The sequence below is a fragment of the Amycolatopsis sp. NPDC004625 genome (assembly GCF_040609695.1).
In the GTDB taxonomy this organism is placed as follows: domain Bacteria; phylum Actinomycetota; class Actinomycetes; order Mycobacteriales; family Pseudonocardiaceae; genus Amycolatopsis.
In genome coordinates, this window is record NZ_JBEXKX010000008.1 from 46404 (window position 1) to 66846 (window position 20443).

The 20443-nt window shown below is 73.1% G+C and carries 21 protein-coding genes; 6 read left to right on the top strand and 15 right to left on the bottom strand.

Annotated elements, in window-relative coordinates; translation table 11 throughout:
- Positions 1-33 precede the first annotated feature (33 nt).
- Positions 34-981: an AsnC family transcriptional regulator gene (locus tag ABZW17_RS11275; protein ID WP_354812127.1), complete on the top strand. Its 948-nt coding sequence runs from the start codon at positions 34-36 to the stop codon at positions 979-981.
- A 16-nt stretch (positions 982-997) separates the two neighbouring features.
- On the opposite strand, the gene ABZW17_RS11280 is transcribed toward ABZW17_RS11275, so the two are convergent.
- The gene (locus ABZW17_RS11280; protein ID WP_354812129.1) at positions 998-1174 is read right to left on the bottom strand and encodes a zf-HC2 domain-containing protein; all 177 of its coding nucleotides are present in this window, start codon (positions 1172-1174) and stop codon (positions 998-1000) included.
- A 313-nt stretch (positions 1175-1487) separates the two neighbouring features.
- Between ABZW17_RS11280 and ABZW17_RS11285 the strand changes: the two genes are divergently transcribed.
- Both ABZW17_RS11285 and ABZW17_RS11290 read left to right on the top strand, forming a co-directional pair.
- The gene (locus tag ABZW17_RS11285; RefSeq protein ID WP_354812131.1) at positions 1488-1736 is read left to right on the top strand and encodes a hypothetical protein; all 249 of its coding nucleotides are present in this window, start codon (positions 1488-1490) and stop codon (positions 1734-1736) included.
- A gap of 293 nt (positions 1737-2029) precedes the next feature.
- On the top strand, positions 2030-3103 hold the full coding sequence (locus ABZW17_RS11290; protein WP_354812133.1) for a glycoside hydrolase family 19 protein: 1074 nt from the start codon (positions 2030-2032) through the stop codon (positions 3101-3103).
- A gap of 51 nt (positions 3104-3154) precedes the next feature.
- On the opposite strand, the gene ABZW17_RS11295 is transcribed toward ABZW17_RS11290, so the two are convergent.
- The 6 genes from ABZW17_RS11295 to ABZW17_RS11320 all read right to left on the bottom strand — a co-directional run bounded on the left by ABZW17_RS11295 (position 3155) and on the right by ABZW17_RS11320 (position 9748).
- Positions 3155-3901, bottom strand: a complete 747-nt coding sequence (locus ABZW17_RS11295; protein ID WP_354812135.1) for an alpha/beta fold hydrolase — start codon at positions 3899-3901, stop codon at positions 3155-3157.
- 122 nt (positions 3902-4023) lie between these two features.
- Complete coding sequence (locus ABZW17_RS11300; protein WP_354812137.1) at positions 4024-4863, bottom strand: carbohydrate-binding protein; 840 nt, start codon at positions 4861-4863, stop codon at positions 4024-4026.
- Positions 4864-4941: 78 nt separating this feature from the next.
- A complete protein-coding gene (locus tag ABZW17_RS11305) occupies positions 4942-5769 on the bottom strand; it encodes a helix-turn-helix domain-containing protein (RefSeq protein WP_354812511.1) in 828 nt (275 codons plus the stop codon).
- Between the two features lie 203 nt (positions 5770-5972).
- Entirely contained in the window at positions 5973-7100 is a 1128-nt protein-coding gene (locus ABZW17_RS11310; RefSeq protein WP_354812139.1) for a thioester domain-containing protein, read from the bottom strand.
- 215 nt (positions 7101-7315) lie between these two features.
- Entirely contained in the window at positions 7316-8155 is an 840-nt protein-coding gene (locus tag ABZW17_RS11315; RefSeq protein WP_354812141.1) for a serine hydrolase, read from the bottom strand.
- An 84-nt stretch (positions 8156-8239) separates the two neighbouring features.
- Entirely contained in the window at positions 8240-9748 is a 1509-nt protein-coding gene (locus tag ABZW17_RS11320) for a cellulase family glycosylhydrolase (protein WP_354812143.1), read from the bottom strand.
- Positions 9749-10011: 263 nt separating this feature from the next.
- Here ABZW17_RS11320 and ABZW17_RS11325 point away from each other — a divergent pair, with 263 nt between their 5' ends.
- Positions 10012-11079, top strand: coding sequence for a HAMP domain-containing sensor histidine kinase (locus tag ABZW17_RS11325; protein WP_354812145.1), 1068 nt, complete (start codon positions 10012-10014; stop codon positions 11077-11079).
- Here ABZW17_RS11325 and ABZW17_RS11330 read toward each other — a convergent pair.
- Positions 11051-13672 carry a LuxR C-terminal-related transcriptional regulator gene (locus ABZW17_RS11330; RefSeq protein ID WP_354812147.1) on the bottom strand — a complete coding sequence of 874 codons (2622 nt, stop codon included), beginning with the start codon at positions 13670-13672 and terminating at the stop codon, positions 11051-11053. The genes ABZW17_RS11325 and ABZW17_RS11330 overlap by 29 nt on opposite strands.
- Before the next feature lie 145 nt (positions 13673-13817).
- Between ABZW17_RS11330 and ABZW17_RS11335 the strand changes: the two genes are divergently transcribed.
- On the top strand, positions 13818-14189 hold the full coding sequence (locus ABZW17_RS11335) for a cupin domain-containing protein (RefSeq protein WP_354812149.1): 372 nt from the start codon (positions 13818-13820) through the stop codon (positions 14187-14189).
- 69 nt (positions 14190-14258) lie between these two features.
- Here ABZW17_RS11335 and ABZW17_RS11340 read toward each other — a convergent pair whose 3' ends face one another.
- Positions 14259-15188, bottom strand: a complete 930-nt coding sequence (locus ABZW17_RS11340; protein WP_354812151.1) for an NADP-dependent oxidoreductase — start codon at positions 15186-15188, stop codon at positions 14259-14261.
- 128 nt (positions 15189-15316) lie between these two features.
- Between ABZW17_RS11340 and ABZW17_RS11345 the strand changes: the two genes are divergently transcribed.
- Positions 15317-15820: a MarR family transcriptional regulator gene (locus ABZW17_RS11345; RefSeq protein WP_354812153.1), complete on the top strand. Its 504-nt coding sequence runs from the start codon at positions 15317-15319 to the stop codon at positions 15818-15820.
- A gap of 45 nt (positions 15821-15865) precedes the next feature.
- On the opposite strand, the gene ABZW17_RS11350 is transcribed toward ABZW17_RS11345, so the two are convergent.
- The 6 genes from ABZW17_RS11350 to ABZW17_RS11375 all read right to left on the bottom strand — a co-directional run bounded on the left by ABZW17_RS11350 (position 15866) and on the right by ABZW17_RS11375 (position 20371).
- On the bottom strand, positions 15866-16723 hold the full coding sequence (locus ABZW17_RS11350) for a helix-turn-helix domain-containing protein (RefSeq protein ID WP_354812155.1): 858 nt from the start codon (positions 16721-16723) through the stop codon (positions 15866-15868).
- Between the two features lie 203 nt (positions 16724-16926).
- Positions 16927-17349 (bottom strand): S26 family signal peptidase, encoded by a 423-nt coding sequence (locus ABZW17_RS11355; RefSeq protein WP_354812157.1) that lies wholly within the window; start codon positions 17347-17349, stop codon positions 16927-16929.
- The gene (locus tag ABZW17_RS11360) at positions 17346-19115 is read right to left on the bottom strand and encodes an ABC transporter ATP-binding protein (protein WP_354812159.1); all 1770 of its coding nucleotides are present in this window, start codon (positions 19113-19115) and stop codon (positions 17346-17348) included. Before ABZW17_RS11360 ends, ABZW17_RS11355 begins: the two co-directional genes overlap by 4 nt.
- Before the next feature lie 17 nt (positions 19116-19132).
- Positions 19133-19630, bottom strand: coding sequence for a TlpA disulfide reductase family protein (locus ABZW17_RS11365; protein ID WP_354812161.1), 498 nt, complete (start codon positions 19628-19630; stop codon positions 19133-19135).
- On the bottom strand, positions 19630-20136 hold the full coding sequence (locus ABZW17_RS11370) for a MauE/DoxX family redox-associated membrane protein (RefSeq protein ID WP_354812163.1): 507 nt from the start codon (positions 20134-20136) through the stop codon (positions 19630-19632). The genes ABZW17_RS11365 and ABZW17_RS11370 overlap by 1 nt, the downstream gene beginning before the upstream one ends.
- 67 nt (positions 20137-20203) lie before the next feature.
- A complete protein-coding gene (locus ABZW17_RS11375) occupies positions 20204-20371 on the bottom strand; it encodes a hypothetical protein (RefSeq protein ID WP_354812165.1) in 168 nt (55 codons plus the stop codon).
- Between the last annotated feature and the right edge of the window lie 72 nt (positions 20372-20443).

A 20443-nucleotide genomic window follows, 5' to 3' on the forward strand; every position in this document is an offset into this window, starting at 1 on the left:
ATTTGTTCCGTTTCCTGCGGTCTAATGAGGGATATGACCACACTGGACGACGTCGATCTTGCGCTGATCCACGCGCTGCACATCGACGGGCGGGCGCCGTTCACGAAGATCGGCGACGTCCTCGGCGTCTCGACGCAGACGGTGGCGCGGCGCTACCGCCGGCTTTGCGCGGAGGCGTCGCTCCGCGTCGTCGGCCTGCCGGACCCGCAGCGCGCCGGGCAGGCCGAGTGGATGGTCCGGCTGACCGCGACCCCGCACGCCGCGCAGGACCTCGCCCAGGCGCTCGCGCGCCGCGCCGACACAGCGTGGATCAAGCTGATGTCCGGCGGCACGGAGATCTGCGTGAACGTGCAGACGCCGGCGGCGAGCGACCACTCGCTGCTGCTGCGGGACATCCCGCGCACGGCGAGCGTCACGGCCGTGTCGGCGCACCAGCTGCTGCACCGCTACTTCGGCGGCCCGACCGCGTGGCTCGGCCGCGCGAACTCACTCGACGCGGCGCAGATCGCGGCCCTCACCCCGGTGCACGCGGGCCCGGGCAAGCCCCTGACCGGCGAAGACGCCGCGTTGCTGGCGGCGCTGCAGCGCGACGGCCGGACGGGCCTCGCGGAACTGGCGGCGGCGACGGGCTGGTCGGCGGCGACCGTCGCCCGCCGGCTGGCCGACCTCCAGGCCGGCGGGACGGTGTTCTTCGACCTGGAGATCGACCCGGCGCTGCTGGGCGCGACGACGCAGGCGCTGCTCTGGATGGCGGTGGCGCCGGCCCACCTCGACCGGGTGGCGAAGACCCTGGCGAAGCACCCGGAAGTGGCGATCGTCGCGGCGACGACGGGACCGGCGAACCTGGTGGCGCAGGCGCTTTGCCCGGACGCGGCGGCGTTGCACCACTACCTCACCCACCGGCTGGGCGCGCTCGACGCCATCCGGACGCTGGAGACGGCACCGGTGTTGCGGACCGTCAAGGCGGCCGCGTCCCGGTGAGGCACCGGCGGCGATCCTACGGGGATTTGACGTCGACCAGGTGGTCCAGCATGCCGCGGACGGCTTCGAACTCCCGGACCTCCTGGCGGCAGTCCGGGCACGCCGCCAGGTGCCGCTCGACGCGGGCCGTGTCGGCCGGGTCGAGCAGGCCCAGGCTGTACGCCCCGAGGTCGGTCCGGTCGTACCGGCCCATGGATCGCGTCTCCGTTCCGCGTCCCGCGAGGAACGCCCGCTCTGTCGGACGCCTCCAGGGTCCTGAGCCGGACGCCTCATGGGGCGGGTTCCGCCGATTTCTACCCGAACGGCCGACAACTTCGGGCGGCGAACAGCCCATGTGAGTGATAACGGCCGTCACGGTACTCACCGGTCCGACCACGGAAAGCTTTTGTGCGACGAAGTTCGCCGATTCGGCGTCATGGCTCCCGCACTCGCCCGTCGGACTCGCGTCGGGCTGGGATTTTCCGGCCTCGACCTGGGCAAGAAGGCGATCCGAAACGAGGAGAGCGATGACCGTACGGAGCCACCGGGCGGACGACGTCGTGGACGAGGTCGGGGTGTGGCTGGCCGGGGAGTTCGCGGGACGGCTCCCCGCCTCGGAGATCGACCGCGTCGTCCGGACGACGCGCATCGACCTCGAAGGGAGCATCGCGCCGGAGGAGCTCGGGGAGATGCTCCACCGGCTGGGCCGGGCACGGCTGCAGCGCATCCTGCACTTCGCCCCGGCCGCGCAGGTGCGGATCCCGCAAGCGCGGTGACGGCCGGGCGGGCCACGCGGCTGCCTTCCGCGCCGCGTCGCCCGCCCCGCACCACAGCACCTTTTCGGACGACACCGACCGAGCCGCCGAGCCCGGCCGTCAAACCCGCTCCGGCCGCCCGAGGGACGTTCGCGCAGAACCCTTGCCCGCCGTCCCCGGCGTTCTTGACTGGACTAGACCAATCTGCTCTAGTGACCGTTGTCACGTTCGTCTCGGCCGGATGAGCACCCCCGATCCCGACACGGGCGCCTCGCGCGCCCGGATTCCGTCGTGGCCGAAGGAGTGAGCGAGTCTTGAGAAGACGTCTTGTCGCGGTCCTGTCCGCTGTCGCCGCCGTAGCCGGGCTCGTTTTCGGCGTGCCCGCCGCCACCGGGCACGCCCCGCAGGCGGCCGCCGCCGCGTGCAGCGCGCCGAACTGGGTCGCCGGCCAGTGGTACGACGTCGGCGCCGTCGTGCGCTACACCAACGGCGGCTACTACCGCGCCAAGAACGCCAACCCGGGCTACGACCCGGTCATCAGCACCTGGTACTGGGAGCCCTACAGCTGCGGCGGCACCGATCCCGGCACCAGCTGCAGCTACCCGAACTGGGTCGCCGGCCAGTGGTACGACGTCGGGGCCATCGTCCGCTACACCAACGGCGGCTACTACCGCGCCAAGAACGCCAACCCGGGCTACGACCCCGTGATCAGCACCTGGTACTGGGAACCCTTCAGCTGCGGCGGCGGCACCGACCCCGGCAACCCGGGTTCGTTCGTGGTCAGCGAAGCGCAGTTCAACCAGATCTTCCCGGGCCGGAACTCCTTCTACAGCTACAGCGGCCTCACCGCGGCCCTGTCCGCCTACCCCGGCTTCGCCACCACCGGCAGCGACACGGTCAAGAAGCAGGAAGCCGCGGCCTTCCTGGCCAACGTCGACCACGAAACCGGCGGGCTCGTCTACATCGTCGAGCAGAACACCGCCAACTACCCGCACTACTGCGACTGGAACCAGTCCTACGGCTGCCCCGCCGGCCAGTCCGCCTACTACGGCCGCGGCCCCATCCAGCTGAGCTGGAACTTCAACTACAAGGCCGCCGGCGACGCGCTCGGCATCGACCTGCTCGGCAACCCGTGGCAGGTGGAGCAGAACTCGGCCGTCGCGTGGAAGACCGGGCTCTGGTACTGGAACACCCAGAGCGGCCCCGGCACGATGACCCCGCACAACGCGATGGTCAACAGCCGCGGCTTCGGCGAGACGATCCGCAGCATCAACGGCTCGATCGAGTGCAACGGCGGCAACCCGGCGCAGGTCGAGAGCCGCGTGTCGAAGTACCGCCAGATCAGCTCGGTCCTCGGCGTCGACCCCGGCGCCAACCTCTACTGCTGACGCTTGACGCGGGCGGGGTGCGCCGGATCGCGGCGCACCCCGCCCGCTTGCTCAGCGGGCGAGCCGGTCGCCGATCAGCCGGATGACCGCGGCGGCGTGGTCGTTGAGGTAGAAGTGGCCGCCCGGGTAGGTCTCCAGCTCGAACTCACCGGACGTGCGCTCGGCCCACGGGCGCGTCTCGGCTTCGGTGACCTTCGGGTCGCTGTCGCCGATCAGCGCCACGATCGGGCAGCTGACGTCCGGGCCGGGGCGGTAGCGGTAGAGCTCCGCCGCCTTGTAGTCGCTGCGCAGCGCCGGGAGCACCAGGCCGCGGATGTCCTCGTCGTCCAGCACCGACGTGTCCGTGCCGCCGAGCCGCTTGACCTCGGCCAGCAGCGCGTCGTCGCCCTTCTCGTGGATCCGCTCGTCGCGGACCGTCGAAGGCGCGCGGCGGCCGGAGACGAACAGGTGGCGCAGCCGCGTGCCCCGGGCTTCGAGCCGCCGGGCGACCTCGAAGGCCAGGCTGGCGCCCATGCTGTGGCCGAAGAACGCCACCGGCCCGGTGGTCTCCGCGGCGAGCACGTCCGCCAGCCGGTCGGCCAGCACGAACAGGTCGTCCACCGGGGCTTCGGTGTGCCGGTCCTGGCGGCCCGGGTACTGCACGGCCAGCACCTCCACCGCGGGCGCCAGCGCCGCCGACACGGGGTGGAAGTAGCTCGCCGATCCCCCGGCGTGCGGGAAACACACGAGCCGCGCGGCGGCCGACGGCGCCGGGTGGAAGCGCCGCACCCACTGCGAAGCGTCGAGGGAAATCGTCATGGCCCCAATCTGGCAGGCCGCCGGGCCGTCGTCGACCCCTAACGTGCGCAGTCTGGGGGGCGGCAGGCCCCGGGATGCGGCCGGGGCCTGCCGGTTCTCCCTCCCTCCTCAGGCGGAACGCCTCACGCCGCCCGCCACAGCGCCGGAACGGCCGGAGGTTCCCATCCGGGCTGGGCGGTGTGCCCCTGCAGGCACACGTAGGCGACCCCGCCGTAGGTGACCCGGGCACCCGCCGCGTAGGCGGTGCCCACCGCCCAGGACGTACCCCCGGGCGGCGTCGAGGTCGGCGTGCCGGTCGGCGTCGACGTCGGTGGGTTCGACGTCGACGTCGGCGTCTGCGGCACGTCGAGCACGAAGTCGAACGCGGCCTCCTTCGCGGAACCGTTGTCCCGCACGGTCATCAGCAGCCGCGCGTCGAAGATCGTGTCGGTGTTGTTGCGCGGCTCGTTCGGGAAGTAGAGCTGCGTGGTCAGGATCGGCCGGCCGGGTGCCTGGACCTTCACGTGGATGTGCCGGGTCCGGCCCGGGTACAGCCCCGGCACGATCGTGGACAGCGTGAACGCGCCCTGGGCGTTGGTGTACTGGTGGCCGCGGAAGGTGTAGCCGGTGTTGTCGTACGCGCCGTTGACGTCCGCCTGCCAGAAGTCCAGCAGGGCCCGGTTGACGGGCAGGCACGCGCGGCCGAAGACGTAGCCGGTCACGGTCAGCCGGGTGCCCTGGGTGCCGGGGGTGACCAGGTTGGTCCGTTCGGGCGAGTTCGGCTTGAAGTACGGCCCCTCGGTCTGCTCGATCGTCGGCTCGTCGCCGTCGTGGCACGCCGGGGTGAGCTCCGGTGCGGTGCCGCCGGCGGCGTTCGTGCGGGCCAGCGCCGGGCCGCCGATCAACGCGACCGGCGCGGCGACGCCCGCGGCGAGCGCGGCCTTCAGCACCGTTTTGCGGCTGAGCCTGGTTTCTTCGTCCATGCCTGCTCCTCGTGGGGAGGTCGGGGATCCCCTCGAACGTAGGCAGCGCACCCGGTGGCCGACGATGGACTGGACCGGTCAGTCGTGGTGCTTCTCCCCGCCGCGCCGGAAGTCGCCGGGACTCAGGCCGGTCTCCCGGCGGAAGAACCGGCAGAAGTACGCCGGATCGGCGAAGCCGACGCGGCGGGCGACCTGCCGGACCGTGAGGTCGGTCCGGAGCAGGAACCGCTGGGCCTCGCGGGTCCGGGCCTCGCGCAGCAGCTGCGCGGCCGTCCGGCCGGTCGCGGCCTTCACCGCCTCGGTCAGGTGTCCCGGGGTGACGCCGAGGCGTTCGGCGTGCTCGCTCACCGACCACGGCCCCGGCCCGGGGCGGCCGGCGAGCCGGACGAACTCGGCCGCCACCGCGCCGGCGGGTGTCGGCGGCGACGAACCCAGCAGCCGCCCCGCCCGCACGACCAGGACGTGCACCAGGGCCCGCAGCACCGACTCGGTGCCGTCGCCGCCGCGGCGGTGCTCCTCCTCCAGGTCGGCGACCAGCCGCGCGACACCGGCGTTCGCGTGGGCGTCCAGCTGCAGCCACGGCCGTTCGCCCAGCCGCCGCAGGAGCTCGCGGTCGGCCGGGTGGTCGAGGAGGAAGTCGTCGGTGAACAGCACGACGTGACCGGTGAGCCCCCGCACGCCGGCCCACTGGTGCACCTGGCCCGGCGTGATGACGCCGAGGTGCGGCGGCCGCAGCGGCCAGCGCGCGGTGTCGACGACGTGCGCGCCGGTGCCGCCGGTGACGTGGACGAGCTCGTAGAACGTGTGCCGGTGCGGGAACTCCGCGCGGGCCAGCGGGCCGAGGGCGTCGAACGTGCCGACGGCGAACGGCGGGGCGTGCGGGGCCGGCACCTCGAGGCGGTGCAGCGGCAGTTCCCCCGCCCGGGGCGGCAGGCAGGGCGTACCGGACGGAACGGTCGTACCGCGCATGGCGAAAAAGTCTAGACCAATTCACCCGCGGTTCGCCGCTTTTGCCCCGAAGATCGCAATCCGAACGTCGGGTGCGGACGCGAAAACCGGGGCCGGTCCACTGTGGACCGGCCCCGGTTCGCGGAGTGGTGCGTTACTGCTTACGCGCGGCTGCGGCGCCGGTTCAGCAGCAGCATCAGCGCGCCGCCGCCCAGCAGCAGGCCGCCGATGGTGAACGGAACCGCAGCGTCGACACCGGTGTTGGCCAGCTCGCCACCACCGGAGGGCGCGCCACCGGGGGTGCTCGGCGTGGTGCTCGGGACGGCCCCGGCCTCGGTCCAGCCGGCGGTCGCCTTCGCGGCCACCTGGGTCTTCTCCGAGTCGGCGACGATCAGCGACTGCGCCGGCTGCTTCGCGTAGTTCTCGGAGACGAACAGGCGGCCGGTGTCCAGCTCGCCGGTGGCCTTCAGCGAGAACGAGCCGTTGCCCGGCTTGGCGTCGGCCGGGACGTCGACGAACAGCTTGCTGCCGTCCTTGACGTCCGCGGTCTTCAGCTCCTTGCCGTCGGCGTCGGTGACCTTGACGCCGTCGGGCAGCTCGGTGGTCAGCGACGTGATGTCACCGGAGGTGGCGACCTCGAACGGGCCGATCTTGGTGCCGGCCTTGCCGTCACCCTTCGGCGACGCGATGTTCAGGGTCGGCTTCGGCTGCGCGCCGAGGCCCTTGTTCTGGTCGCCGGTCAGGTAGCTGTACAGCGCGGCGACGTCGGCGTTGGCCTCGGCCGGGTTGTTCTCGGCCAGCGGCTTCTGCAGGTTGAGGTTCACGCCGTCGCTGAAGTGCCACACCGCGGCCTGCGTCGCGGCGATCGCCTCGCGCTCGGAGACGCCGTCGTGCACCTGGACGCCCTGCTTGGCGAGGGCGTCCGCGATCGCGTCCAGCTTGACGCCCGGGTAGCCGTGGTGCAGCACCCAGTTGATCTTGTCGCTGTTCTTCTGGAACGGCGAGTTCGCCGCCGGGTACTTGTTCCACGGCCGCTCGACCATGTCCACGTCGGTGCGCATGCCGACGGTGATCTGCACGCAGTAGAGCTTGAGCGACTTGCCGTCCGACAGCTTGAAGTCGAACAGCTTGGCGATGTAGTCACCACCGCCGTCGAGGTTGATCCGGTAGCCGACCGTGCCGGAGTTCTCGCTGACCCGGCCGCGGGCGGCGCCGTCGTCCGCGAGCGCCGAGGGAGCGCCGACCATGACCGCGGCGGCCGCGGCGAGCACCGCGATCCCGCCACGCACGAAAGCTGACCTGACCTGCATAAATCTCCTATCCGAGCCCGAACCACACCGTTAGGGGCCGCGCGATGACAAACCCCGACCACGGCGGCCACTGATTCGGGTGAGTGATCACCCGGTCAAGCGACACCGGAGCTTACACAGACCCCACAGGAGCTACGCAGGGTGCCCCCGCAAACACGGATTTGCCCGAAATCCCACAGAACGGGGTACGGATGTCAGCCACCGAAATACTCCTCGAACAGGATTCCGGCGATTCGGGTGGTGGTCTCCCGCCCGGTCTCTTCGCCGTTCTCGACCACCTTGGTGTCGTTCATCAGCGCGAGGGTGTAGCGCTCCTGAGGACCGGCGAAACCGACCGAGTTCATGATCCACGAACCGTCGTCGTTGTCGTCGGACCAGCCGTTCTTGTTCCCCGGCCGGGCGGCCGCCCCGGCACCCCAGACACCCCACTGCTGGTTGCCGTCGACCGTGCGCAGCTCACGGACGAGGTAGTCGCGGTGCTGCGGCGGCAGGCGGGTCAGGACGTAGCCGATCAGCCGGTCCAGGTCGGCCGCCGTGGTGCGGATCCAGCCCCAGTGATGGGGGTGCCGGTCGCTGAACTGCATGTCGATCAGGCCGTACGAGGGGAACCGCGCGGCGAACTCGGCCTCGCCGCCGAAGCGGTTCCACAGCGCGTGGGCGGCCGCGTCGTCGCTGGAGTGCAGCATCCGGTGCATCAGCTCGCGGTCCTGGGCGGTCAGCTTGACGGCGCCGGAGTCCTGGCGCAGCAGCAGGTCGACGGCCATCGCCAGCTTCGGCGTCGAGCACGCCCAGATCAGGGTCCCGGCCGCGGGACTGCGGTAGACGGCGCCGGTCCACCGGTCCCGCAGCACGATCCCGGTCACACCCGGCCGGCTGTCGGCGTAGGCCTGCGCCCGGACGATCCGCGCCCGCAGCTGCGAGCCGAAGGGGTCGGCCGGGACGGGCGAGCCGGCCGGCCCACCACCCGTCCCCGAGCCCGGCGGCGGCACGAGCGCGAACGCCACCAGCAGCGCGACGAGCACGAGCCTGCCCATGGCGTCTCCCGGTGCGAGTGCGGCGGTTCCCGCCCCCAGACTCGCACGGGTGCGGCGAGCCGGTGCTCGCCGCACCCGCTCCGCTCACGGGTTGACGGTCAGCAGGTGCGCCCGGAAGCCCTCGCCGTAGGTCTTCGTCGGCGTCCCGGCGTAGTCCTCGATCAGGACGTTGCCGCCGCTGCAGCCCCACGGGTTCCACGTCCACGCGGTGTACCCGACGTTGTGCGCGTCGAGCCAGGCCAGCACCTGGTCGACGTAGTCGTGCGCACAGCTGTTCTGGCCGATTTCGCCGGCCTGCACCGGGACCTGCGCGGCGACCGTCCCGATCTGGCTGTCCCAGCAGGACACCGTGACGCAGGCGTTGAAGTTGTACGAGTGCCAGGACGCCACGACGTTGCCCGCCGGGTCGTTCGGGCGGTAGGCCAGCCACTGGGTCAGGTCGTTGGTCCAGGTCAGGCCGGCCGTCATGACCACGTTCGCGGCCCCGGTCGCGCGGACGGCGTCGACGAGTTCCTGCATCCCCGCCACGGGGTACGAGATCCCGGTGCAGGTCCCGCCGTCACGCAGGCAGCGCCACGCGGCGGCCGCGTCGGACCAGTTGGCGGCCGCGTCCGGGTACGGCTCGTTGAACAGGTCGAACACCACGGCGTTGTCGCCCTTGAACGCGGTGGCCACCTGGGTCCAGAACGTGGGCGTGTACTGCCGGTCGGGCATCGGCTTCTGGCAGGTCGCGTTGACGTCGGTGCAGGCCGAGGAGTTGCCGGTGTACTGGCCGTGCGTCCAGTGCAGGTCGAGGATCGGGTTGATCCCGTTGGCCTCCAGCAGTTTCGCGTAGTCCTTGACGGCCTGCTGGTAGGCGGCGCCGCCGGGCGAGCCGGACAGGCCGAGCCAGCAGTCCTCGTTCAGCGGGATCCGCACGGCGTGGATGTTCCACGCCTTCATCGCGTCGACCGACGCCTGGTCGACCGGGCCGCTGTCCCACATGCCCTTGCCCTGCACGCAGGCGAACTCGCCGCTGGACCGGTTGACGCCCAGCAGGCGGTAGGTCTTCCCGGCCGCGGTCAGCAGCTTGTTGCCCGAGACGTGCAGCGCGGGCGCCGGCCCGGGTGGCGGCGGGGTCGACGTGGTGGTGGTCGGTGTCGTCGGTTTCGTGATCGGGGTCGTGACCGTGGTCGGCGGCGTTCCGGTGCACGCGGCGCCGTTCACCGCGAAGTCGGCCGGCGTCGCATTGGTGCCGCTGTAGGAGAAGTTGGCGCCGGTGCTGACCGAGCCGCCGGCCGGGATGGTGCCGTTCCAGCTCGCGTTGGTCACCGTGACCGACTTGCCGGACTGCGTCCACGTGCCCATCCAGCCCTGCTGCAGGGTCTGGTTGCCGGTGTAGGAGTACGTCAGCGTCCAGCCGGTCACGGCCGACGAACCGGTGTTGGCGATCCCGACGGTGGCGCTGAAACCGCTTCCCCAGTCGTTGGCCGCGTAGGTGACCTTGCACGCGAACGCCGCGGCGGCCGCGCTCGGTTCATTCGCCGCCGATACGGCCGTCGTCGACGTGACGACGCACGCGGCCGCGGCCGCGAGACCCGCAACCGCAAGCACGGCAGGACGTTTTCCGGCTCTTCCCCACATCGGCACTCCCTTGTGCACCCGGACGACGGAAGGGTCTGGGAGCGTTCCCAGACGCCCGTGCACACCGTCGCCGCCCGGGCCGGGGTTGTCAATCACCAACGGCCGATTCGGGCGAACAGCGTCCGCCGCGTTCGGCCGATGCCCGCAAGCGGCTGCCCCGGCCGGAGGCACCCGCGCCCGAAGCGGCTTTGGTGCATACGCCCGCGATAACCCGTCCGTCCTAGGCTCCGGCCATGCGCAGCGCCCGGCTCAAGCTCACCCTCAGCTACGCCGGATTCCTCCTCCTCGCCGGCGTTGTCCTGCTCGCCGTCGTCTGGGCGTACCTGCTGCGGTACGTGCCCGACAACGACCAGGGCCTGCTCGGGATCTCCCCGAACCGCTTCCTCCTGGTGCGCACGTTCGCGCCCGCCGCGGCCGGCGCGCTGGGGTTCCTCCTGGTGTTCGGCCTGCTCGGCGGCTGGCTCCTGGCCGGCCGGATGCTCGCGCCCCTCACCCGGATCACCGACGCGGCCCGGCTGGCCGCCGGCGGGTCGCTGGCGCACCGGATCCGCCTCGGCGGCCGGCCGGCGATCGAATTCCGCGAACTCGCCGACGTCTTCGACGCGATGCTCGAACGGCTCGAATCCCGGGTCGCCGAACAGCAGCGGTTCGCCGCGAACGCGTCCCACGAACTGCGCACCCCGCTGGCCATCTCGCAGGCCCTGCTCGACGTCGCCCGCAAGGACCCGGAGTTCGACCGCGGCGAACTCGTCGAACGCCTGCACTCGGTGAACGCGCGCGCGATCGACCTGACCGAGGCGCTCCTGCTGCTCAGCCGCAGCGACGGCCGGAACTTCACCCGCGAGGCCGTCGACCTTTCCCTGGTGGCCGAGGAAGCCGCCGAAACGCTGCTGCCGCTGGCCGAACAGCGCGGGATCACGCTCGACGTCACCGGCGAGCCGGCCCGGGCGGCCGGTTCCCCGGCGCTGATCCTGCGGATGGTGACGAACCTCGTCCAGAACGCGATCGTCCACAACCTCCCCGGCGGCGGCCGCATCACCGTCCACACGGAACCGCGGCGCTACGCGAGCGTGCTGCGGGTCGAGAACACCGGCCGGCCGCTCGCGCCGGACCTGGTACCGACCCTCGTCGAGCCCTTCCAGCGCGGGTCGGAGCGCACCCGCGCCGGCGAGCAGACCGGCGTCGGACTCGGGCTGGCGATCGTGCACAGCATCGTCCGGGCGCACGACGGGATGCTGGAGCTGACCCCTCGCGCGGCCGGTGGTCTCCTCGTCACGATCCGGCTGCCGACACCTCGGTAGCCGTCACCTCGGCTTCAAAGCCGGCCCCGAGTTCGGCGAACCGGTCCGCGGCTTCCTTCAGCAGCCCGGAATCGCCTTCGCGACGGGCGCGGGCGCGGGTCAGGACCGCCGCCGTCCAGCGGTTGTAAGGGGCGAGCCGCTCCGCGCGCCGGAGGTGGTGTTCGACGTCGGTGTCGAGCGCCACGGCCAGTTCGGCGGCCAAGCCGATGGCGTACCCGTCGAACCGGCCGGGCGCGAACTCGGCGCCGAGCACGGGGAGCAGCTCCGCCAGGCCGGCGCCGGTGTGCAGGGCCACCCGAGCCTGGACGAACGCGTCCAGCGGGGCCAGGTTGGCGGACGCGGCCGGGGTCGCCACGCCCGCGACGTCGGCCGCGCGCGCCCGCCACCGGGTCATCGCCGCTTCGTCGCCGGAGAGGCCCGCGGCCAGCGCGGCCGCCAGCAGCGGTACGCCGAGGGTGGCGTTGCGCGGTGGCCCGGTCCCCGCCGTGGCGCGCCACATCTCGCCGGCGAGCGCGAGGGCGTCGCCGAACCGGCCGGTCAGGGCCAGGGTGGTGACCAGGCCGCTGCGGCCCCAGTACGGGTGCCCGGCCAGCGCCGGATCGGTGGCGGCGCGCCTGCTCACGGCCAGCGCGTCGGACAGCTCGCCGGTGGCGACGGCGTAGGTGATGGCGGACCGGAACGCGTCCAGCACCTCCAGGGCCGCGTGCGGGTCGGTGCGATCCGCCTTCGTGACGAGCTCGACGCGGTCCTGCGTGGTGCGGTGGGCCAGGTCCGGGCGGCCGGCGAGGGCTTCGGCGGTGCACCGGGCATCCAGGGCGGCGCTGAGCAGCAGTGGATCACCGGCCGCCGCCGAAACGGCCTGTCCGGCCGCCTCGGCGGTGACCGTCTGCGGGCCCGGGCCGGAGTGCCAGGCCCGGGCGACGGCGACGGGCGCCGAGTCCCCGGCCAGCCGGCCGGCTTCGGCGAGCATCCGGTCCAGTTCGGCGGACGGCACCGGGTCGGTGACGAACCCGGCGCCGCGGAACCGTTCGGCCAGGACGACGGCGGTGGCCAGGCAGACCGCCCGGGCCGCGGGATCGGCCGCGACGAGCAGCAGGTCGTAGTGGTCGCGGGCGTGGCTGAGCAGGTGCACGCAGCTGCCCGCGCGGGCCAGCTCCGCGGCGGCGGCCGCGGGAGCCGGCGCCCGGTCCGCGGCCGTGCGCCAGTGGGCCGCCGCTTCGGCGAGGAAGCCGCGCGCGTAGGTCAGCCGGGCCAGATCCGCGGCCAGTGCGTACTCCGGCTCGTCCGCGACGCAGGCGCGCAGGTCGTCGGCGACCCGGTCGAACTCGTCGCGCCAGTCGCCGCCGAGGCGTCCGGTCAGCTCCCGCGCGCGGCGGGCGGCCCACTGCCGGTACCGGACGGCGACCTCGGCCGAGTGCTCCGGCTGCTCGCGCGCGAACCGGGCGACGCCGTCGAGCAGCGTCCAGGAAACCGGCTCCCGGTGCACGGTGACCAGCGACTTGTCGACCAGCCGCCCGAGCACGTCGGACACCGCGCCGACGGACAGCTCGGGCGACAGCGCGGCGGCGCCGTCGAGGTCGAAGCCGTGGCGGAAGCGGGAAACCCGCGCCAGGACCGTGCGTTCTTCGGCGTTCAGCAGCCGGTGGCTCCACTCGATGACCGAGCGCAGCGACCGGTGCCGCGCTTCGCCGCGCCCGGTGGCCAGCACGCGCAGCGGGTCGTCGGCCAGCCCGGTCCGCAGCCCGTCGAGGCCCAGCGACGCGACCCGCGCGGCGGCGAGTTCGATGGTCAGCGGCGAGCCGTTCAGCTCCCGGCAGAGCTCGGCCACCTGCGCGGGATCGGCGTCGAACGCCGGATCGACCGCCTTCGCCCGCTCGGTGAACAGGGCCACCGCCTCGCCGCCGACGGGCAGCGGCCCGAGCTGCAGCACGGTCTCCCCCGGGACGCCGAGCCGTTCGCGGCTGGTCGTCAGCACGCTCAGCCGCGGATTCGCGCTGGTCAGCGCGGTGATGACGTCGGCGACGTCGTCCGCGACGTGCTCGCAGTTGTCGAGCACGAGCAGGGACCGGCCGGGCAGCTGCCCGGCGACGGCGTCGGGCAGCGGCTGCTGCGGCCGCGGCAGGACACCGAGTCCGGCGGCGACCGACTCGAGCACCGAACCCGGCCGGGCCGGCACCAGGTTGACGAAGGTCGCGCCGCCGGGGAACTGTTCGGCGGCGGCCTCGGTCGCGGCCAGGGCCAGCCGGGTCTTCCCGGCCCCGCCCGGACCGAGGACGGTCGTCACCCGGCTTTCAGCGACCAGCCGCACGACGGCGTCCCGTTCGGCCGCCCGCCCGACGAAGCTGGTCGGCGGCCGCGGCGCGCCGACCACGAGCCCGGCCGGCCGGTCCTCGTCCGCCTCGAGTCCGGACGCCCGCGCGGCCAGCTCCCGGCGGTCGCGGGCGCCGAGCTTGCGCAGCAACGCCGAGACGTGGCTTTCGACGGTCCGCACCGAGACGTAGAGCCGGCCGGCGATCTCGGCGTTGGTCAGGTGCTCGGCCACGGCCAGCAGCACCTCGCGCTCGCGCGGCGAGATCGTCGGCGCGGTCGGCATGGCACCGAGTATGCCGCATCGTGCCTGGTCGCGGTGTCCGTACCGGATCTCCGTGGTGGGTTCCGTGGCCACCACGGATGTCCGGCGGGCGGCGCTTCCCCACGATGGTCCCCAGTCCGAAAACACTCCCGGAAGGGGAACTCCCATGGTGGTCATCGCGAAGGAAGACGACCTGCGCATCGGCACCGGCCGCACGGCCCGGTTCGAAGGCGAGGCCTACGGCTCCGGCGTCTCGTTCTTCCACGTGCACAACACCGAAGGCCAGGGCCCGGGCGCCCACGTGCACCCGTACTCGGAAACCTGGGTGGTGCTGGCCGGCGAGGCGCTCGTCCGCACGTCCGACGGTGAGGTGACGGCGAACCAGGGCGACGTCGTGGTGGTCGGCGCGGGCACGGCGCACGCGTTCCGCGCGGTCGGGCCCGAGCCGCTGCGGATGATGTGCATCCACGCCTCGCCGCGCATCGAGCAGGACTTCCTCGACGACGCCGAAGCCGCCCGGGCCGGCGTCACCTTCTGATCCCCTTCGCACGAACGGAATTCGTCATGACCACCACGCTCACCCGCACCGCCCCGGCGACGTCCGCCCTCAGGACGCCGGAACGACGATGACCTTGCCGTGCACCGCCGGCCGGGCGTGCAGGGCGGGCAGCTCGGGCAGCGGCAGCCGCTCGGCGACGTCGACGTGCAGCTCGCCGCCGTCGACCCGCGCCACCAGCTCCGCCAGCTGGCCGGCGTCGCTGCGCACGAACAGGTCGATGCCGCGGACGTTGCGCGCTTCGTCGCCCGGCGCGGGCATCCACACCGTCGTGTTGACCAGGACTCCGCCGGGCCGCACCAGGGTGACCAGCGCGGCCAGGTCCTCCGGGGCGACCGGCGCGAGGTTGAGCACGACGTCGACCGGCTCGGTGACCGCCGCGGTGACCGCGGTGCTCGTGTGGTCGACGACCTCGTCGGCACCGGCCGACTTGACCGCGTCACCGCTGCGGGGACTGGCGGTGGCGATGACGTACGCGCCGGCGTGGTGCGCCAGCTGCACGGCGTAGCCGCCGACCGCGCCGCCGGCGCCGTTGACGAGCACGCGCTGCCCGGCCTGCAGGCCGGCGTGGTCGAACAGGGCCTGGTACGCGGTCAGGCCGACCAGCGGCAACGCGGCGGCGTCGGCCAGCGGAACGCTCTTGGGCGCCGGCGTCAGGGCTTCGGCCGGGGCGATGACGTACTCCGCGGCGGCGCCGGGCTTGTCCATCGGCAGGAAGCCGATGACCTCGTCGCCGACCGCGAGGCCGGCCCCTTCGCCGACCGCGTCGACCGTGCCGGCGACGTCGATGCCGGGCGTGTGCGGCAGCTCCACCGGGATGGGGCCGCGCATGAAGCCGCCGCGGATGTTGCCGTCGACGGAGTTGAACGACGTCGCGGCGACGCGGAGCCGGACCTGCCCGGCGCCGAGGACCGGCTGCTCGACGTCTTCGTAGCGCAGGACGCCGGCGTCGCCGTACTCGTGGAACCGCACTGCCTTCATCGGACTCTCTCCCGTTCTTGCTTCGAATTCGAAGCACCTGCCGATGACAGTACGGCTACTTCGAATTCGAAGCAAGTGAGACCGGTCACCTTGACAACCCTTCGAATTCGAAGCAGTAGGCTGGCGGGATGGCTGACTCACCCCCGTCGCTCGACCCCGTGCAGCTCGGCGCCTACTTCGCCCTGATCGAGGTGGCCAGCCTGCTGCGGCACGCGGTCGAGCAGCAGCTGCGCGAGGCCGGCGACCTCAGCTACGTGCAGTTCCAGCTGCTGGCCCGGCTCGGGGACGAGCCGTCGGGCCGCCACCGGATGACCGACCTGGCCGACGGGGTCGTCTACAGCCGCAGCGGCCTGACCTACCAGGCGGGGCTGCTGGAGAAGGCGGGTCTGGTGGTCCGCGGCCCGTCGGCGGACGACGAGCGCGGCGTCACGGTCACCATCACCGACGCCGGGCGCGCGCTGCTCGGCAAGGTGCTGCCCGGGCACGTCGAGGTGGTCGACAGCATGCTGCTGGCGCCACTCTCGCGGGACCAGGTCGAGGCGCTCGCCGGCCTGCTGACGCCGGTGCGGGACCACATGCGCGCGACACCGCCCCGCTCGGCCGCGCCTCGCCGCCGCAAGGACGGAGCCTGATTCCATCCGGCCTCCCGCCCCCGATGATCACGGGAGCGGCAGCGATCAGCCTGGGCCGGCCTGGCCCACCCTGACGACACCCGGCGGCCCGCCGGCCCGGACGACCTCCCCCAGGCGTGCCGCATCGGCCGAGTCCGGTGCGGCGGCGAGGACGACCGCCATCAGGTCGTCCCCGGGCACGTGCAGGAGGTTTCCGTCGAGCGTGATGTCGGTGCCGTCCGGATGCCGGAACACGGCCTGGTTTTCGTAGCCGGCCACGGTTTCCGGCGTGCGCCACAGGGTGTCGAACGACCGGCTCCGGGTCCGCAGGTCGTCGACGAGCCCGGCGAGGGCGGGGTCGGCGGGGTGGCGCAGGGCGGTGTCCCGCAGCCGCGCGGCGAGCACGGCCCGGAACCCGGCCGCGCGGTCGTCGGTCCGGCTGATCCCGCCGAGTGCGTTGCAGAAGGTGCGCCAGGCGACGTTCCAGTCCCGGGGGTGCGCGGCCGGCGTCCCGGCTTGCAGGGCGAGCCAGGCGGTGTTGACGGCGACGACGTTCCAGGCGGCGTCGGTGAGGAAGGCGGGGGTGTCCCCGAACCGCTCGAGCAGCCGCAGCGCGCCCGGCCCGGTGTCCGCCGGGACGTGCCCGTCGTCGGCGGCGTACCCGGCGAGGGCGCAGAGCCGTTCGTAGTCGGCGCGCTTGAGGTTCAGAGCCCGGGCGAGGGCGTTGACGACACCCGGAGAGGGCCGGCGGCGTCCCTGCTCCAGGCGTCGGAGGTAGTCGGCGGAGACACCGGCGAGCTCGGCGAGCTCCTCCCGGCGCAGGCCACGGACCCGCCTGGCACGGGTGGACGGCAGGCCGAGGGCGGCGGGGTCGGTGTGCTCGCGGAACCAGCGGACGGCGGTTCCGAGCTCGTGCAGGGCCACGAGATCAGTGTGCCGGAGGGTCAGTGTGCCGGAGGGTCGGTCAGGAGCCACGACATCGACGTCGACCCGGAATCCGGCGCCGACGAAGAGGCGGTCGACCGGTGATGATCCGTCCGGCTGTCCCTTGTTCACTCGCGTCATGCCACCCAGGGGCGGCCCGGCACTCTCCCGCGAACGATCCGCCCCACGTTCACCCCAACGGCCTACCCCCGCGAAACCTGCCGCACCACCACGCCCACCAGCTGCTCCCGCGGCACGAACCCGTAGTGCCGCGAATCCCAGCTGGTCGCCCGGTTGTCGCCCAGCACCACCGTGCACCCCGCCGGGACCACCGCGCCCGCCAGTCCGTGGACGTCCGGCTCCGCCCAGCCCGCCGGGATGCGGTCGCCCGCCACCGCCACCACGCGTTTCAGGAGCAGCTGGTCGCCCGCCGGGGCTCCGCTCGGCAGCTGCGGGAACCGCAGCAGGGCCACCTGGCCGCGGCGGGGACGGCGGGTGCGGCGGACCAGGACGCGGTCGCCGGACCGCAACGCCGGGGTCATGCTCGGTCCGTCCACTGTGGTCAGGATCAGCACGCGGCGGGCGGCGAAGACGGCCAGCGCCACAGCGAAAGCCAGCGCTCTCACGGCACCGCCTGGTAACCGTCGGCCTGCAGGCGGAACAGGCGCGCGTACCCGCGATCGTCGGCGAGCAGGCTCTCGTGCGTGCCCAGCTCGGCGATCCGGCCGTCCGCCAGCACCGCGATGCGGTCGGCGTCGCGCACCGCGCTCAGGCGGTGCGAGATGAGCAGGCTCGTGCGGCCCTGCCGGTGCTCGCGGATGCTCGCGTGCACCTCGTGTTCGGCCTCCGGGTCGAGGCCGGAGCTCGGCTCGTCGAGGATCATCAGGTCACGGCCCTCGCGGACCAGGGACCGGGCCAGCGCCAGGCGCTGCCACTGGCCGCCGGACAGCACCACGCCCGTCGACGTGCCGATCTCGAAGATCCGGGTGAGGGGTGTGTCGTACCCGCTCGGCAGGGCGGCGATCCGGTCGTGCGCGCCCGCGCGCGTCGCCGCATCGACCAGCCGGGCCCGATCGTCCCATGCGGACAGTTCGCCGAGCCCGATGTTCTCGGCCGCCGTCATGTCGTAGTTCATGTGGTCCTGGAACACGGCGCTGATCCGGTTGCGCAGCAACGCGTGCGGCACGTCCCGCAGGTCGACGCCGTCCCAGCAGATCTGCCCGCGCGTCGGGTCGTACATGCGGCACAACAGCTTCACCAGCGTGCTCTTGCCCGCGCCGTTGAGCCCGACCAGCGCGACCGCCGTGCCGTGCGGGATGGTGAGGTCCACCCCGCGCAGCACCCACGGGTGTTCGTCGCTGTAGCGGAACCAGACGTCCCGCAGCTCGATCCCCTGCCGCAGCGCGGGAACCGGGAAATCCCCGCTGGGCAGATCGGGAGCCGCGCGGACCACGGCGACGTAGTGCGCGAACGACAGCAGCCGGGCCTGGCCACCGGCGATCGACGACGCCAGCGTGCCCAGCGCGGCCTGCACCCCGGCGACGGCGGCGACGAACATCGACACGTCACCGGCGCTCAACGACCCGTCACGCGCCGACGTGATCGCCCACCAGAGCCCCGTCCCGGCGACCGCCGCGCTCAGCACGGTCAGCCCGCCCATCGTCCACAGTTCACGCTCGTCCATCCGGCGCTGCGCTTCGTTGGCGCTGCGGCGCTCGTCCATCATCCGGGCGCGCAGGAACGCCCCGATGCCGAACAGCCGGATCTCGGTCGCCGCGGCGATGCCGGTGAGCAGCTGGCTGTAGAAGAACTCGCGCCGGGTGAACCGCTCGATGCGCCACTCCACCGCCGCGCGGCGCCGGGCCAGCAACAACTCGGCGAGCAGCGCGGGCACCGCGGCGGCCAGCACCACCCCGGTCATCGCCGGGCTCAGCACGAGCAGCGAGCCGAGGAACCCGGCCAGCGACAGCGTTCCGGCGAGGACACCGCCGAGGCCGTCGACGATCTCGGGCATCCGGCCGCAGCTCTCCTGGGCCAGCCGCAACCGATCCTGGTAGGCCGGGTTTTCGAATGTGCGCAACCCGACCTGGCGGCCCAGCGCGTCGAACAGCCCGCCGGTGGCGACCGTGCTCGCCGCGCGGCCGATCTGCGCGCGGACGTAGTGGACCACCACGGGCAGCGCGGCGAGGGCGAGCCCGGCGAACACCAGGGCCACGGCGAGACCGCCGACCGCGCCCGTCCGCGAGACGAGCCGGTCGAGGACGAGCTTGGTCAGCCAGGCGGTGGCGATCGGGGCGGTGGCCGCGGCCGCCGTCATGAGCAGCAACGCCGCCAGCCGCGCCGGGCCCGACCGCCACAGCAGCACGGCGGCGGCCGCGGCCGCCGCGCGCATCCGCGTCTCCCCCACGGTTACCGCCCGGCGGGGACGGGCAGTTCGTGCACGCGGCCCGCGGTCGCGACCACCCGGCCGCCGGCCACCACGTACAGCGCGGGTGTCCAGGTGTTGCGGAACGCGGCGGCGACCGGGCCGCCGTCGAGGTCCGCCGGCACGACGCGGGCGACCTCGGCGAGCGCGCGCACGGTTTCCGGGTCTTCGCCGCCGAAGACGGCGAAGACGCGGTCGCGGCCCTGTTCGCGGGCGTAGGCGAGGAAGTCCGGCAGGGTGTCGTGGCAGGCCGGGCAGTCGGCGGAGAAGAACGCCACCGTGCCCTCCAGCGCGGCGGCGGTGAGCGGCTCGCCGTCGGTCGTGGTCGCGGCGAACTCGCCGACGGCCGAACCGGGGCGCAGCGCGAAAGGTGCCGCGGTGGCGGTCTGGGCCCGCATCCGGCGCAGGATCCCGACGGTGAGGAGCAGGTTCAGCAGGCACAGCAGGCCGAGCAGCACCAGGGCGGCGACGACGAAGGGCATCAGGAACTCCTTGCGAACACGACGGCGATGTCATCCATCGCGATGACGAGCACGGCCACGACCACGCCCGCGCCGCACGCGACGACGGCCCCGGCGAGCGGCGGCAGGGTTTCCGGCGCGAGCGCGCCGAGAACGGCGAGGCAGAGCAGCACGCTGTTGCGGGCGAGGTGACGCGGGCCGGCCGGGGTCTCGGACACGCCGAAACAGCGGCACGGTGCGGGCCGCCCGCGGCGCAGCGAAGCGGCGATGGCGGCGGTGAAGGCGAGCAGCAACGCCGACGCGAGGAGGAAGCCCGCCGGCGCCGTGGCCGGCACGACGACGAGGACCGCGCTGCCCGCCTCGGCGACGACGACGGTCAGCGCGACCGGCGTGACCCAGCGCGCGGGCATCGGGACCAGCGCGGGCACCGAGCGCGCGAACCCGCGGAAGTCCCGCAGCTTCGAGACCGACGAGACGGCGAACACCACGGCGATCAGCGCCGCGCCGGCGGCCCGGAGGTACTCCATGACGCTTCCTCCACGCCGGGCGGTGTCCGCGGGGAAGGCGGCGGACACCGCCCGGCACGTCGCCGGATCAGCAGGAGCTGCGGACCTTGGACCACTCGCAGCCGGTCTGCGGGCAGCAGAACCGGTACCAGTAGCCGGGGTGGCCCTGCGCGTTGCAGAAGTAGCCGCCGCTGCAGGCCGAAGCCGTGGCGGTGGGCACGATCCGGTTGAGCACGCGGTCGATCAGGCGCCCCATGGTGTCTCCCTTCGACGGTGGGTGTCCACGGTGCGGGAAGCGGTTCCCCGCCGCCCGCGCCGGCTGCGAGCA

Bases quoted from the DNA above. Each gene is read 5' to 3' on its own strand.
- ABZW17_RS11340 (WP_354812151.1), bottom strand. From the start codon at position 15,188: ATGAAGGCAGTGCGGTTCCACGAGTACGGCGACGCCGGCGTCCTGCGC.
- ABZW17_RS11330 (WP_354812147.1), bottom strand. From the start codon at position 13,672: ATGCCGACCGCGCCGACGATCTCGCCGCGCGAGCGCGAGGTGCTGCTG.
- ABZW17_RS11280 (WP_354812129.1), bottom strand. From the start codon at position 1,174: ATGGGCCGGTACGACCGGACCGACCTCGGGGCGTACAGCCTGGGCCTG.
- ABZW17_RS11300 (WP_354812137.1), bottom strand. From the start codon at position 4,863: ATGGACGAAGAAACCAGGCTCAGCCGCAAAACGGTGCTGAAGGCCGCG.
- ABZW17_RS11370 (WP_354812163.1), bottom strand. From the start codon at position 20,136: ATGGAGTACCTCCGGGCCGCCGGCGCGGCGCTGATCGCCGTGGTGTTC.
- ABZW17_RS11285 (WP_354812131.1), top strand. From the start codon at position 1,488: ATGACCGTACGGAGCCACCGGGCGGACGACGTCGTGGACGAGGTCGGG.
- ABZW17_RS11375 (WP_354812165.1), bottom strand. From the start codon at position 20,371: ATGGGGCGCCTGATCGACCGCGTGCTCAACCGGATCGTGCCCACCGCC.
- ABZW17_RS11295 (WP_354812135.1), bottom strand. From the start codon at position 3,901: ATGACGATTTCCCTCGACGCTTCGCAGTGGGTGCGGCGCTTCCACCCG.
- ABZW17_RS11360 (WP_354812159.1), bottom strand. From the start codon at position 19,115: ATGCGCGCGGCGGCCGCGGCCGCCGCCGTGCTGCTGTGGCGGTCGGGC.
- ABZW17_RS11275 (WP_354812127.1), top strand. From the start codon at position 34: ATGACCACACTGGACGACGTCGATCTTGCGCTGATCCACGCGCTGCAC.
- ABZW17_RS11335 (WP_354812149.1), top strand. From the start codon at position 13,818: ATGGTGGTCATCGCGAAGGAAGACGACCTGCGCATCGGCACCGGCCGC.
- ABZW17_RS11365 (WP_354812161.1), bottom strand. From the start codon at position 19,630: ATGCCCTTCGTCGTCGCCGCCCTGGTGCTGCTCGGCCTGCTGTGCCTG.
- ABZW17_RS11345 (WP_354812153.1), top strand. From the start codon at position 15,317: ATGGCTGACTCACCCCCGTCGCTCGACCCCGTGCAGCTCGGCGCCTAC.
- ABZW17_RS11315 (WP_354812141.1), bottom strand. From the start codon at position 8,155: ATGGGCAGGCTCGTGCTCGTCGCGCTGCTGGTGGCGTTCGCGCTCGTG.
- ABZW17_RS11325 (WP_354812145.1), top strand. From the start codon at position 10,012: ATGCGCAGCGCCCGGCTCAAGCTCACCCTCAGCTACGCCGGATTCCTC.